The following is a 13,028-nucleotide window of genomic DNA, read 5'->3' on the forward strand; positions in this document are numbered from 1 at the left end:
CAGGGTTAGGCATTATTTCTAGTCTTGTCCAGCTTAACAAATTCTCAACCCCTGAACAGTTGTTCATGGGTTAACATGAAACCATGAACAACAATTCATCTTTATAGATGATAGGAGACCCCATGACCGCCGTAACCCAAATGAAATGCGCCTGCGACTCTTGTCTGTGCATCGTGGACACCAGCAAAGCCCTCGAAAAAGATGGCCACTACTATTGCAGCGAAGCCTGCGCCAGCGGACATGCCAGCGGCGAGGGCTGCGGCCATAAGGGCTGTGGCTGTCACGGCAGCTAGCCTCATCCCAGGGCAGCTTAGCTTATCCACCAGTCCTCTCCCTAGTGCCCCAGCAGCACGGGAGAGGGCGCTTTGGATCACCTCCGCATCCTGCGCCTAGGGATGGAGCAAGGGCCGGGGGCAGCGGTTATCCCAGCTAGCGGGATTGGAAGATGTTTTGCACCATGGATTTTTCGCTACGGCGACTGGCTTGGTCAAGGGCATCAATTTCCCCGGCATCCAACATCCAGCCGAGGGCTCCCAGGTTTTGTTCAGCCTGAGCGAGGGATTTCGCGCCTGGGATAGGAATGGTGCCCTTAGCCATACACCAGTTGAGGGCCACCTGGGCCGATGTTTTTTGGCGCTGGGCCGCAATGTCGCCTAGGGTTTGCTGGAGGGGTTGAATCTTGGGCAGCAGTTGGCGGAACAGCCCCCCCCTCAGCCCCGGAGGGAAGGGCCCCTCCGCCGAGTATTTTCCAGTCAGCAGGCCCAGGGCTAAGGGGCTGTAGGCCATCAGGCGAATCCCTAAATCATCACAGAGATCCTTCAGTCCCAGGTCTACGATGGGGTAGGTGGAGAGAAGGGAATACTGAACTTGCAGGGTGAGGATGGGTATGCCCCGCGCCTGGAACCGCTGATGGGCCAGCTTTAGGCGCTTAGGGCCAAAGTTGGAAAGGCCAATGCCCTTAATCTGCCCCTGCTCGTAGAGATCCATCAACCCCTCCAGAAACGGCCCCTCCTGCCAGGGGGCGTAGTTGGCGGTAGACCAGTGCATCTGGGCCAGGTCAATGGGCCGTCCTAGCCGCTGGGCCGAGGCGGCTCCGGCTTGCCTCACCGACCGTCGAGTGATGCGCCAGGGATAGGCCGCTAGCTTGGTGGCCAGACAAATCTGATCTTGGTTTGGCCCAGCATAGGCGCTGGCAAACTGCCCTAGCAGGGTTTCACTGCGGCCCTTCAGCCGACCTGTGCCGTAGGAGTCACCGCTGTCAAAGAGGGTTACTCCCCGCGCCACGCAGGCATTAAAAACCCGCTGCAATTCGTCGTCCATGGCGGGGTTGTAGCCCCACAGCAGGCGGTTGCCCCAAGCCCAAGTGCCGCAGCCCATGGGTGGCAAGGACAAGGAAGTTAGGGAAGAAAGGGGCATAGATCAAGACAGGCTAGACAACGGGGCCTCGGTGTTCAACCGCGCCGATTGCAGATATAGCACAGCCTGGTCTAGGGGCAAGGGTTTGGCGAACAGATAGCCCTGGGCCGCCTCGCAGCCGAGCTGGCGGAGCTGCTGCCGTTGCTCTTCGGTTTCCACCCCTTCGGCAATACAGTCCATCGCTAGGTTGTGGGCTAGGTCAATGATGGCCTGCACAATGCCCTGTCTTTCCGGCTGCATTTGGTTGACGAAGGATCGATCAATTTTGAGGGTTTCTACCGCAAACTGACTGAGGTAGCGCAGCGACGAATATCCCGTGCCAAAGTCGTCAATGCTGAGGGTAATCCCACGCTGATGAATGGCGTCAAGGGTGTAGGCAATGCTATCCGATTGCTCTAGCAAAATACGTTCAGTAATTTCTAGCTTGAGGCGACAACCCTGCGCTCCGGTTTCGGCCAAAATGTGGTCGAGGGTTTGGATAAAGCGATTATCTCGAAACTGTTGGCCAGACACGTTGATGCTAACCTTAAACCGATCACTCAGCTTTTCTTGGGCTTCCCATTCGGCGATGGTTTGGCAAACCTGATACAGAATTTGCTTGCCAATGGGCTTAATCAGCCCAGTATCTTCTGCCAGGTCGATAAATACCCCTGGCATCACTAAGCCCTGTTGAGGGTGTTGCCATCGAGCAAGGGCCTCAAAGCCCACTAAAATATCAGACTGCAAATCAATAATAGGCTGATAGTGAACCGTAAAGGCTTCGGTGCTGATCGCTTCTCGCAGCTCATTTTCAAGGGTGAGCAGAGACAACGCCTTTTGATACATTTCCATGCCAAAGATTTCGTAGCGATTACGACCACCTTCCTTGGCTCGATAGAGGGCAATATCTACATCCCTAAAAATTTCATTGCTGTTTGTATAGGTGGCACTGCCAATCAAAATTCCAATACTAGCGGAGGTAAAAATAATCTTTCCATCTACTTCCAATGGGTTTTCTAGGGCACGGTTAATAACTTCAGCAACCTGAACCACCTCTTGGATATGATTGACATTATCTAGGAAAATAACAAATTCGTCGCCGCCCCAACGAGAAACCATATCCACCTTGCGGACCGTGGTTTTTAAAAGTTCAGCCACGGCAATCAGCAGTTTATCGCCGATCAAATGGCCAAGGCTATCATTAACCGCCTTGAACCGATCTAGGTCGATCATGAGCAGCCCGAACTGGCGACCAGGTTGACGACGACACTGCAAAATTTCCATTTCCAGTCGTTTGGCTAGCCAGTCTCGATTAGGAAGATGGGTGAGGGCATCGTGGAGGGCATCATAGCGGAGTTGCCGCTCGATTTTGATCCGCCGGGTGACATCCCGCGAACTGGTGACAATTCCCGTAATGGGGCTGTCCTCATCCATAATGGATTTAGCCAGGGTCTCAATCCAAACGTAGCGCCCCGACTGACTTCGCAACCGATAGGCGCTGGTAATAGAATCAGCGCTCTGAAAAGACTCTTGAAAATGCAGTTGGAGGCAGGGAAGATCGTCGGGATGGCAGAGATCTTGGATATTTTTACCCTGTAATTCCTCCGGGCTGTAGCCCAATAGGGTTTGCACCGAGGGGCTGATGTACAAAAACTCGCCCTGGTGGTTGTGGAGACAAACTAGATCGCCCATGTGATTGGCAATGAGGCGATAGCGAGCTTCGCTAAGCCGGAGGTCTTCCTCTACATTTTGGCGCACCTGAATTTCTGCGTGAAGGGCCTGATTGGCCTGGGCGAGTTCCTGGGTGCGCTGCTGAACTAATGCCTCTAGTTCCTGATTAAATTGCTGAAGTTGTTGCTGGGCATGGCGAAGGCTGAGCTGGGTATTGATACGCGCGATAACCTCCACCATTTTGACAGGTTTGGAGAGGTAGTCTACCCCGCCCACTTCAAAGGCTTTGACCTTATCAAAGGGATCGTCTAGGGCACTGACAAAAATGACCGGAATCGCTTGGGTGGCACTATGGGATTTGAGGGCTTGGCAGACCTCATAGCCATCCATATCTGGCAGCATAATATCGAGCAAAATGAGGTCGATCTTGGCCAACTGGGCTACCGTCAGGGCCATTGCGCCCGTTAACACACCGCGTGTTTCGTAGCCGTGGTTGGTCAGTTCTCGCGTTAGGAGGTGGAGATTATCAGGAATGTCGTCAACCACCAGGATGGTTGGCTTAGGCGAAGGGGCGAGACTCATCTTGGCTGCGGGTAAGGATCATAATCTTATCAAATTGAAAATTTTCAATGCATTCCATTAGGGCTTGTCGCAAATCAGCTTGGTCGTCTGGCAAGTCGTTGATTAGGGCTTGGAGGGCGGTTTGGTCGGCCTGGGTGGCATAGCGATAAAGCTGATCGCGCCACTCGCTAGGGAGATCGGCTAAACTTTCTGCCGATAAAGGTAGGGATGGTGGGGGGGCTGGTAATGGCGCTTGGCTCGGTTCGGCATAGACAAACTGGACTCCCAAATGTTGGATTAGTTTTTCGACAATGACAGCCTGGTGGAAGGGTTTTCGCACAAAGTCGTCACACCCGGCATCTAACACCAGTTGGCGCTCCGATTCAAAAATGCTGGCGGTGAGGGCAATGATGGCCGTGGCCTGTCCTTGGAGGTGGCCTTTGATATGGCGAGTGGCAGCATAGCCATCCATAATGGGCATCCGCATATCCATCCAGATTAAGTTAGGATGCCAATCCTCCCATTGTTCAATGGCCTCCTGGCCGTTGCTGGCCTCCCGCACGCTAAACCCTAAGTCGGAGAGGAAGCGGTTGAGTAGGGCGCGGTTGCTGGGCTGGTCGTCCACAATCAGCAGCCGCCACTCTGGGGAGAAGGGGTCGATCCCTACCGGGATACGCGCCTTGACCGGGACAGGCTGGAGTTCCTCCTTGGCAATTTCTACCGGGAACGTCACTCGAAATTGGGTGCCTACCCCCACCTGGCTTTGGACGGCGATAGCTCCACCCATCAACTGCACAAACTGATCGCTAATCCGCAGCCCTAGCCCGGTGCCCTCGTGGCTGGCTTTGCCCAATTCAGTCTGGGAGAAGGCTTTGAACAGCAGGGGCAGTTCCTCTGGGGCTATGCCGGGGCCTGTGTCCTCAACGTCCATCTGAAGCCACAGAATTTTCTCATCAGGGAGCTGGTCGGAGAGGGGCTGTACCCGCAGCGTTACCCGCCCCCGATCGGTAAACTTGATGGCGTTGCCCATGAGGTTGATCAACACCTGGCGCAGCTTACGCTCGTCTGCGTTGATCACCAGGGGCAGATCGGGGGATCGCTCTACCACCAGGCTGAGATCCTTAGCCTCAGCCCTGGGGCGGAAGAGATCTTCGATGCTGTCGATCAGCCCATCTAAATGGAAGTTGTCAGGACGCAGGCTCATCTGGCCCGCCTCAATTTTGGCTAGGTCTAAAATGTCGTTGATCAGATCCAGCAGGTGGGTACCGCTGCTTTGAATGACGTTGAGATCGGCGCGGTGGGCCTGAAGTTCGGGCCGACGGCTGAGCAACTCCGTGAAGCCTAGGATGGCGTTGAGGGGAGTGCGAAGTTCGTGGCTCATGTTGGCCAAAAACTCGCTCTTGGTCTGGTTGGCCACCTCAGCTTTTTGGCGGGCCTGCTGAAGCTCCTGAAATTTATCGGTGAGGGTAGCGGTCATCTGCTGAAAGTTTGTCACCAGGGATCGCAGTTCCACCACAGGGCTGCTGGGCCAGCGAATGGTGCGCTGCTCTAGCACCTGGGCAGGCAGGTTGGTGGTCACTTGAGCCAGATCAAACAACGGCTTCACAAACTCATGGCTGAGGGCCGCTGCAATGGCCAAGGCCACCCCTGTCACCAGCATCAAAATAAACAGCGATTGAATCAGTGCCTGTTGTACCTGCTTCGCCTGGGGATAGGCAAAGGATTCCACAATTAGCGTCCATCCGGTCAGGGCAGATAGGGGCGTTTCCCTAACAAACCGGGAATTGCGCCAGCGCATGATGTACAGCGGATGGTAGAGCGGATTGCCGGGGGTCGGCAGAAGCTGGTAGGTCAAGTCTCCCAGGGGAACTGCTTCCCCCGATTGGCGCAGGTCGAGATCGGTGCCCCACGGACGAGTTTGGTCGGTACTCACCAGCACCCGCTGGTTAGGGTCGAGCAGGGTGAGCTGAAACTGAATATCCTGGGTAGTATCCAGTAGAATGCTCTTGAGCGCCGTCAGATCAATTTCACCCCACACCCGCCCCTGAATTTCGCCCTGGCTAATGATGGGCTGGCTCAGGAGGGCACTATCTTCCTGACTGCTATCTTCGCCCAGGCTCTCCAAAACCAGAGACGGGGATGTATTCCGAGATAGAGGCAACTGGGGCAGTCGTAGGGGATGGGTAGGCCCTTGATCTGTGGTGGTGTGGGCGATGATATCGTTGGCCCCATTTGTGACTACCAAATGCCGAAAATCAGACACCAGGGCTTGAATGGTGGCGGCCTGGGCCTGGAGGATGGGCTGGGTATTCACCGAGAGGGGGGCTTGGGTCGCCGCTGCCGTGGCGACATTGGCCAGGGTGTCGGTGGCTTTTACGTGGCGCTGGTACCAACTGTCTAGCCGATTGACCAAGGGCTGAGACACGAGTTCCAGATGAATTTGCTCCTCCGCCACAATATCAGCGACCACTCGGTGGCTATTCACGGCCATCAGCAACAGCGTAGGGAAAAACGCCGACGCCACCAACAGGTTAAACAGCGTTTGCTGAAGGTACAACGCACTGGCTGACTGGGGCCGCCCCAGCCAACGATGGATGGGCGTATAGGTAATCAACAAGCTGGCAATCAGCGCATTAAAAATGCCATTAATCGCCTGCTTCAGCATGACAATCTGGGTTTGAGTAGAGTCTAGGCTTAGCACTTGGCCATAAAATAGCCACACCAGCGGAATGCCAAGGGCGACCCAGTAAATTGCCGTCAGCAGCACCAAATTGCGCTGGCGCTGACGGGTATATAACCAGGCCACAAACAAATATTCAGCGGCAAAAATAATGACGGCATAGGGGTGATTCCACAAAAAATAGGTGCACAGCCCCCCGGCGATGGCCGCCACGCCCCCCCAGCGCAATCCATAGAAATTGAGCACCAGCCAGACGGCAATGGTGCCAAAGAGGAAGTCAATGTGAAAGAAAAGTGACCAGCGAAAATAGTTGCCCAGCACCGCCAGGGTCAGCAACACCCCCAAGCCCAGCCAACTTCGGGGGCTACGGCGGCCAAGGACGAACAGAGACTCACCGACAATAGTGGCCATGGCAGATCACGAAGGACGATCAGGGAAAATACGAGGAGGCCGTGGAAGGGATCCTATACCCCTATCACACGTCCTACCTCGCATCTTACTAGCCTTAAAATGCCCAACCGACGCCAAAACTTGCAGAGGCAAAAGAACTTAATTTACCTTAACCCGCCTATCCGACTTTCCCGACCTATGGGACGAAAAGACACCCCCATACCACAGCAATCGCCCACCCAAGACAGGCAACCCACCGATCAGGGCAGCGGAATAGAGACTCAGTAGAGCACAAACACGCTCGTTGGCCACGATCTAGCCCTCACCCTCAACCCATCTCCCAGGGGGAAGAGGGATTTAGGGTAAGGGCTGCGGGGACTTTGCGATCTACTGAGACTGGGGGGTAGGGGCAACCGTACCTGGCGAGGGAGGGAATTGCCGCTTGTGCTGGGAGGGGTGCAGCGTCAAAAATGCCCATAGCACTGCAGACCTAACCAAGTAACTGAACCGCCATGACGACGATTCTGGAACAGGGCAACATTACGATCCATACCGAGAATATTTTTCCGATTATTAAAAAAGCGCTCTACTCCGAGCACGAAATTTTTCTGCGCGAACTAATTTCCAACGCCGTAGACGCCATTAAAAAGCTCTCCATGGTCTCTCGATCTGGGGAATACAGCGGCGACATCAGTAGTCCCGAAATTGAAATTAAACTAGATAAAGACAAGAAGACCCTCAGCGTATCGGATACCGGAATTGGCATGACCGCTGACGAGGTGAAGCAATATATCAATCAGGTCGCCTTTTCCAGCGCTGAAGAATTTATCACGAAGTATAAAGACAGCGCTGCGGAAGATCCAATTATTGGTCACTTCGGGCTTGGCTTTTACTCTTCCTTCATGGTGGCATCCACCGTCGAAATTGACACCCTTTCCTATCGAGAAGCCGCCGAAGCCGTTCACTGGAGTTGTGACGGCACCACCCAGTTTTCCCTTAGTCCTTCGGAGCGGAGCACCGTGGGCACCACTATCACCCTGCATCTGATGGATGGCGAGGAAGAGTACCTAGAGCCCGCCCGCATTCGACAGTTGATTAAAACCTACTGCGACTTCATGCCCGTCCCGATCAAGCTCGATGGCGAAGTCGTCAACAAGCATGAGGCACCCTGGAAAAAATCCCCCAGCAGCCTGACCGACGAGGATTATCTAGAGTTTTACCGCTATCTGTATCCCTTCCAAGAAGATCCACTGCTGTGGATTCATTTGAATACCGATTATCCCTTTGTCGTTAACGGTATTCTCTATTTCCCGAAACTCAAGCCCGACATTGATATTACCAAAAGCAGCATTAAGCTTTACTGCAACCAGGTGTTTGTCACCGACAACTGCGAGGAAGTTGTGCCCCGCTTCCTGCTACCCTTGCGCGGGGTGATTGACAGCACCGATATTCCCCTCAATGTCAGCCGCAGTTTTTTGCAAGGGGATCGTACCGTCCGTCGCATCGCTGACTATATTGCCAAAAAAGTGGGCGACAGCCTCAAGGCTTTGTATCGTGATGATTCTGCCAAGTACATTTCTAGCTGGCAAGATTTGGGTAACTTTGTCAAATTTGGCTCCCTCAATGACGACAAATTTAAAGAGCAAGTCAAGGATATTCTCATCTTCCGCACCACGGCCCAGTTCGGGAACGCGGACGAAGCTGCCAAGGTAGAAGTGCAAGCCGAAGAAGGCGATGCCTGGGCCGAAGTTTCTGAAAATCAACCTGCCACCGACGCCAACGGCAATTTCTACACCACCCTCAAAGAGTACCTAGATCGTAATCAGGGCAAGCACGAAAACCGCGTATTCTACGCCACCGATGAAGTCTCCCAGGCTACCTATATTGAGCTATTCAAAGGACAGGGCCTAGAAATCTTGTTCATGGATTCCTTCATCGACACCCACTTTGTGCCAACCCTAGAACGCGACTATTCTGACGTCAAATTCGTCCGAGTGGATGCGGATCTCGATGATATGTTGCTGGATAAGGACAAGCAAAGCGAAATTGTTGATCCCGCCACCAACAAAACCCGTGATGATGAAATTAAGGAAATGTTTGAAAAAGCTCTGAGCAAACCCAGAGTAAACATCAAACCCCAAGCCCTGAAAGGCGAAAATGCGCCCCCGGCCATGGTGCTGCTGCCCGAAGAAGCTCGCCGCATGCAGGAAATTAGCGCCCTAATTCAGCAAAAGGCCATGGAATTTCCCGAAGACCATGTGCTGATGGTGAATACCGCTCACCCGCTGATTCAAAACCTGCTGAGCCTCAGCCAAAGCACCATCCTCGGAGCAGATGGCAACACCTCTCCAACGGGTGCCCTAGCTGAGATGATTTGCAACCAGGTTTACGACACGGCCCTCATGGCCCAAAAGGGCTTTGATGCTGAAGGGATGAAAACCTTTGTAGAGCGGTCGAACGCTCTGCTGACCAAGCTCACGGAACGGTAATCTCCGTCCCTCTGCCCATTGTCATTTTCTGAAAGCTAAGCCCTGGTTTCTTGAGGAAGCCAGGGCTTGTATCGTTTTCCCAAGAAAGGATCGGGCATGGTCATCGACGCAAAGGCGCGAACTTTTGTCGGGGGTTAATCCAACCCCATGGAAGCTTCTCGACCGACGGAGGATGTCAAAATCCCAGGAGTCTTTTCCACCCCCTGGCTCTAGAACAGCCTTTAGTGAAATCGTTTAAAGGCGACACCCGGATTCGAACCGGGGGATGGAGGTTTTGCAGACCTCCGAGTAAAGCCCCTAATGCCTTGATTTGCAAGGTTTTTGAGAATCGAGCCTAAAAGCTTGCCTAGTTTATGCCCTAGTTTAGCTCGATCAACCATGCTGGAATGGGCCAAAATTAGGTAGATTTCAATGCTCAATCCTACCTATGACCACACTAAACCCCGCCACTCAAATCCCCGTCGCTAACAATACGCTTGAAAAGGTTCTTGCTTGGGCTGGATTAGCTTTCTACAAACTGCACAATAAAACCGAGTACCAAGAGCAGCGGAACGGCCCCAATATCCCCATCGTGACCGCTACGGATGGTCTGGCCGAAGACGGCTCGGAGCGGCTCATCCTTCACATCTCGCTTCCTCTGAATCCCAACTGGAGGGAAAGCACTAATCCGTTATGGCTGGATGCTATTGAAGTTTCAAACGTTGCCATGCCCACCGCCTGGTTGCCATAAATGCCCGTGTCTGCCGTTAATGCTGCCGCTACGCCCCGCGCCCCCATGCCGACTGGTGGGGGGCGTGTTGTGCAGGGAAATTTTGGTGGCCCCCGGCCCGTAAACCCCCTGCCTCAAAATGTGGTGCCGGGGAATTTCGGCGGCCCTCGCCCCGTGAACCCCCTGCCTCAAAATGTGGTGCCTGCCAATTTCGGCGGCAACCCCCGCCCCGTCAATCCCGTGGCTCAGCCAGGAACCTACACTGGCCCCCGGCCCGTGAACACTACGCGCCCCGTGGCAGGCATTACCCCAGGCGGTGCGGCGGTGGGGCTGGGTGAAGCAGTAGCACAGGCAGGCGTTGATAGCTTTTTCCGGTGGGCCTATCCCCAGCCCGATCTGCCCCCTGGTGCTGTTGGCTCCCTGCCCAGTGGGGATATCCCAAACCCTGCCAGGGATGGCGTCAATCCCACGATTGCCGATGCGATGGGCATTCCGGCCACCATCCCCGGCCCACCGCTACCTGTTTTTCCGCAATATCCCAACCAGCTTGATCCAGGGGCCATTCCTAGGGGCACAAATACAGATCTCGGAATGCCACCGCCTTTTAGGGGTGGGCAAATGGCTGTGCCCTATCGCGTTGAGGGCGTTTGGTTCGCTCCTAAACATTTTGTGGGGGCTACGCTAGACGATGGCATAGATGCTCAGTATGCTTTTTTTGCCAATGTGCAAGGGCCGATTTCTGGGATCGGCCTGTTCAATCATCCGTATTGGGGTCGGGTGTATTGTGTTTTTACCGAGACGGCTATTGTCCCGACCACGCCCATTCTAGGCGCGGGGCGGCTGAACAACGAATCAATCCGCAACCTGTCGATTCGGAGATCAGACGGATTGCCTGATACAGGCGGTGATCCACCCGGAGAAATTCTGCCCCAATATGAGCCCAACCCCTCCCGCCGCCGCCGTTCCCCGGCGTTGCCCGTGCCCAACCTGCCCAGCCAGCCAGATGATCTGCCGTGGCCGCTACGCAATCCCACGCCCGCCCCGCCGCAATTTCCCTTTGCGCCCCCGGCCCCGGCCCCTAGGACAAACCCCGACCCCACCGCACCACCTGCCCCACAGCGGCCCCTAGACCCGCGCCCCACGCCCCAACCCACGCCCCAGCCAAACCCCCAGCCCCAGCCACAGCCACAACCCCAGCCAAACCCCAGCCCCAACCCTGGCCCCCGGCCAAACTATGACCCCGGAGCACCTCGCCCCGCGCAGCGGCCCCTGATAAATCCAAATCCCACCCGGCGATTTCAGCCCCGCATCATTCCGGGCCGCATCAGCACGCCCACGCCGTTCATACCGGGCATTAATCCCAACCCCTCAAATTGGCCAGAGGTGCCCGTTCGCATTCGGCCTGGTGAGCGGCCCCGGGTAAACACGCCCACCAACCCCGATCTAAGCGGCAACCCGGCCACCAATCCCCTGATCCAGATCGTTACCCAAACGGTTAACCAAACCAACAACATTCAGCGGCCTGCGGTTTGTCGATATGATTCCCGCAACATTGCCGGGAAGTGCGACAAGATCCAGAGGGTTGTGGACGACAACAAGAAAATCCTAACGGACAATCTCGATAAAGCCTACGAAGGAGAGATTGACCTTAGCCCTTGCCCCGTGGGAGAAGATCCGCCACAGGATATCCGCTCATCCGAAGCAGACGGCATCCCCGGCATTGATGCCAAGCTGAATTTGGCCCTAGATGGCATTGCCGCCCTGTGGGAGCTGCTGAGATGCCCACCAGAGGAAAGTGACGGCATAGCCATTCCTGAAACCTGGAATCTGAAGAAGTCGATCAGCGTTGACCAGATGATCATCGTGACCAAGCCCAGCGGGAACGACGGTTCGCCGACCTATAGACGAAGCTTCACCATTCCGCACCCTCGATATACGACGCAGCGGGACATCGAAACCCTCAAGAGAATCAAGCGATTTAAGTATCGCCGTGGCAGTTTTCAGGCGACTATTCAGCTTGCCGATAATTCCTGCTGCGTGTTGAACTGCTTTAATCGAGCTGAAGCAAAACGAACATCTGAATATGTGCTGTCGTTGATTAGCCGCAATTGGGCTAGGGGGGCAATCGTTAAAATCACCGAAAAAATCAACTTGGAGATAGCACCTGTTCCCGTTGAGTTTCACGTTGCGAAGTATTACAGCAGTAGCGACGACCGATTGTTACCCGTTTGGTCTCTACCGATTCCCTAGCCTGTTTTGGGGTCTAGGGGCCAAAACGAGAATGTAATCTCCTGCCCTAAAAACAGGGTTGAACTGGGCTATAACGGAATTGTCTTTCCGTTGAGAAACCCGTTATGGCTGCTGCTATTAACTCCACTGCCACCTCTGCCGAAGCTCAAGCGATTGAAGTTGCCAGCGCGCTGAATGCCCTGGAACGTGCCCAATCCACCGACCTGGAACCCCTCAACAATGTGCAGGTTGATTTGGATGCAGAGAACGGCCTGCTGTCCATCACCATGACTCTGCCTGTCACCGTCACGGCAACCGCTACGGGCTTTGCCGTTGCAGCGGTTCCTTACCTGACCTAAATCAATACTGAACGCCTGTTTAACAATGCCCCTAACGGGGCTTCGATCTCCTAACAATCTTTTTGACTGAGGGTCATTATGGGAACCGAAAAATTGCGATTGATTGCCGACGACATCGGCGGTACTCGTCTCCGATTTAGTGGGGCAAAATACTTTTACGGAAATAGATCCGTTAAGCGGATCATTGGCATTAAGCCTGCAACCGACCGCGACAACTCAACCAACAAACTGAAAATGAAAACCCAGGACTATAAGAAGTACCTGGTTCGGATGGTTGCGGTTGCTACTGGTCAAGTCGCTGGCGGGGTTGGCACGAATCAAGCCCAGCGAGACAAGAAATTCCGAATTACGTTTTACTGCCACCCGGACAAGGTGGATAATGCAATTTTGGAGTTGCCTGGTAAGAACGTTGATCGGGGTGCTGGGATTGGGAGCCTCAAAATTGATGAGGTCTACCGCCCCCGGAAGGTCAACTACATCTAATGGTGTGGCGGCCCTTGCTGACACGGCCTGTTTTGGGAACTAATCAGGCCGTGTCCCTCTCC

The 13,028-nt window shown here is 54.5% G+C and carries 9 protein-coding genes; 6 read left to right on the forward strand and 3 right to left on the reverse strand.

Annotation, left to right across the window (positions count from 1 at the left end):
• The first annotated feature begins 122 nt into the window (after positions 1-122).
• Complete coding sequence (locus GFS31_RS11395) at positions 123-293, forward strand: metallothionein (protein WP_198804943.1); 171 nt, start codon at positions 123-125, stop codon at positions 291-293.
• Between the two features lie 136 nt (positions 294-429).
• Here GFS31_RS11395 and GFS31_RS11400 read toward each other — a convergent pair whose 3' ends face one another.
• The 3 genes from GFS31_RS11400 to GFS31_RS11410 are packed head-to-tail and all read right to left on the reverse strand — an operon-like array spanning position 430 to position 6,718.
• Positions 430-1,416 (reverse strand): aldo/keto reductase, encoded by a 987-nt coding sequence (locus GFS31_RS11400; protein ID WP_198804944.1) that lies wholly within the window; start codon positions 1,414-1,416, stop codon positions 430-432.
• Positions 1,417-1,419: 3 nt separating this feature from the next.
• Complete coding sequence (locus GFS31_RS11405) at positions 1,420-3,648, reverse strand: EAL domain-containing protein (protein ID WP_198804945.1); 2,229 nt, start codon at positions 3,646-3,648, stop codon at positions 1,420-1,422.
• Positions 3,626-6,718, reverse strand: coding sequence for an ATP-binding protein (locus GFS31_RS11410; protein ID WP_198804946.1), 3,093 nt, complete (start codon positions 6,716-6,718; stop codon positions 3,626-3,628). Before GFS31_RS11410 ends, GFS31_RS11405 begins: the two co-directional genes overlap by 23 nt.
• Positions 6,719-7,209: 491 nt before the next feature.
• Here GFS31_RS11410 and htpG point away from each other — a divergent pair, with 491 nt between their 5' ends.
• From htpG to GFS31_RS11435, 5 genes are all read left to right on the forward strand, one after another.
• Positions 7,210-9,186, forward strand: a complete 1,977-nt coding sequence (htpG, locus tag GFS31_RS11415) for a molecular chaperone HtpG (RefSeq protein WP_198804947.1) — start codon at positions 7,210-7,212, stop codon at positions 9,184-9,186.
• Between the two features lie 427 nt (positions 9,187-9,613).
• A complete protein-coding gene (locus tag GFS31_RS11420; RefSeq protein ID WP_198804948.1) occupies positions 9,614-9,916 on the forward strand; it encodes a hypothetical protein in 303 nt (100 codons plus the stop codon).
• A complete protein-coding gene (locus tag GFS31_RS11425; RefSeq protein WP_198804949.1) occupies positions 9,917-12,145 on the forward strand; it encodes a hypothetical protein in 2,229 nt (742 codons plus the stop codon).
• 104 nt (positions 12,146-12,249) lie between these two features.
• Positions 12,250-12,483 (forward strand): hypothetical protein, encoded by a 234-nt coding sequence (locus GFS31_RS11430; RefSeq protein ID WP_198804950.1) that lies wholly within the window; start codon positions 12,250-12,252, stop codon positions 12,481-12,483.
• Between the two features lie 78 nt (positions 12,484-12,561).
• Positions 12,562-12,966, forward strand: coding sequence for a hypothetical protein (locus tag GFS31_RS11435; protein ID WP_198804951.1), 405 nt, complete (start codon positions 12,562-12,564; stop codon positions 12,964-12,966).
• The last annotated feature ends 62 nt before the right edge of the window (positions 12,967-13,028 follow it).

The sequence above is a fragment of the Leptolyngbya sp. BL0902 genome (assembly GCF_016403105.1).
Taxonomy (GTDB): domain Bacteria; phylum Cyanobacteriota; class Cyanobacteriia; order Phormidesmidales; family Phormidesmidaceae; genus Nodosilinea.

What these genes read in the sequence shown, in the direction of transcription:
- GFS31_RS11420 (WP_198804948.1), top strand. Translation starts at nt 9,614, where the DNA reads ATGACCACACTAAACCCCGCCACTCAAATCCCCGTCGCTAACAATACG.
- GFS31_RS11435 (WP_198804951.1), top strand. Translation starts at nt 12,562, where the DNA reads ATGGGAACCGAAAAATTGCGATTGATTGCCGACGACATCGGCGGTACT.
- GFS31_RS11410 (WP_198804946.1), bottom strand. Translation starts at nt 6,718, where the DNA reads ATGGCCACTATTGTCGGTGAGTCTCTGTTCGTCCTTGGCCGCCGTAGC.
- htpG (WP_198804947.1), top strand. Translation starts at nt 7,210, where the DNA reads ATGACGACGATTCTGGAACAGGGCAACATTACGATCCATACCGAGAAT.
- GFS31_RS11395 (WP_198804943.1), top strand. Translation starts at nt 123, where the DNA reads ATGACCGCCGTAACCCAAATGAAATGCGCCTGCGACTCTTGTCTGTGC.
- GFS31_RS11405 (WP_198804945.1), bottom strand. Translation starts at nt 3,648, where the DNA reads ATGAGTCTCGCCCCTTCGCCTAAGCCAACCATCCTGGTGGTTGACGAC.
- GFS31_RS11430 (WP_198804950.1), top strand. Translation starts at nt 12,250, where the DNA reads ATGGCTGCTGCTATTAACTCCACTGCCACCTCTGCCGAAGCTCAAGCG.
- GFS31_RS11400 (WP_198804944.1), bottom strand. Translation starts at nt 1,416, where the DNA reads ATGCCCCTTTCTTCCCTAACTTCCTTGTCCTTGCCACCCATGGGCTGC.
- GFS31_RS11425 (WP_198804949.1), top strand. Translation starts at nt 9,917, where the DNA reads ATGCCCGTGTCTGCCGTTAATGCTGCCGCTACGCCCCGCGCCCCCATG.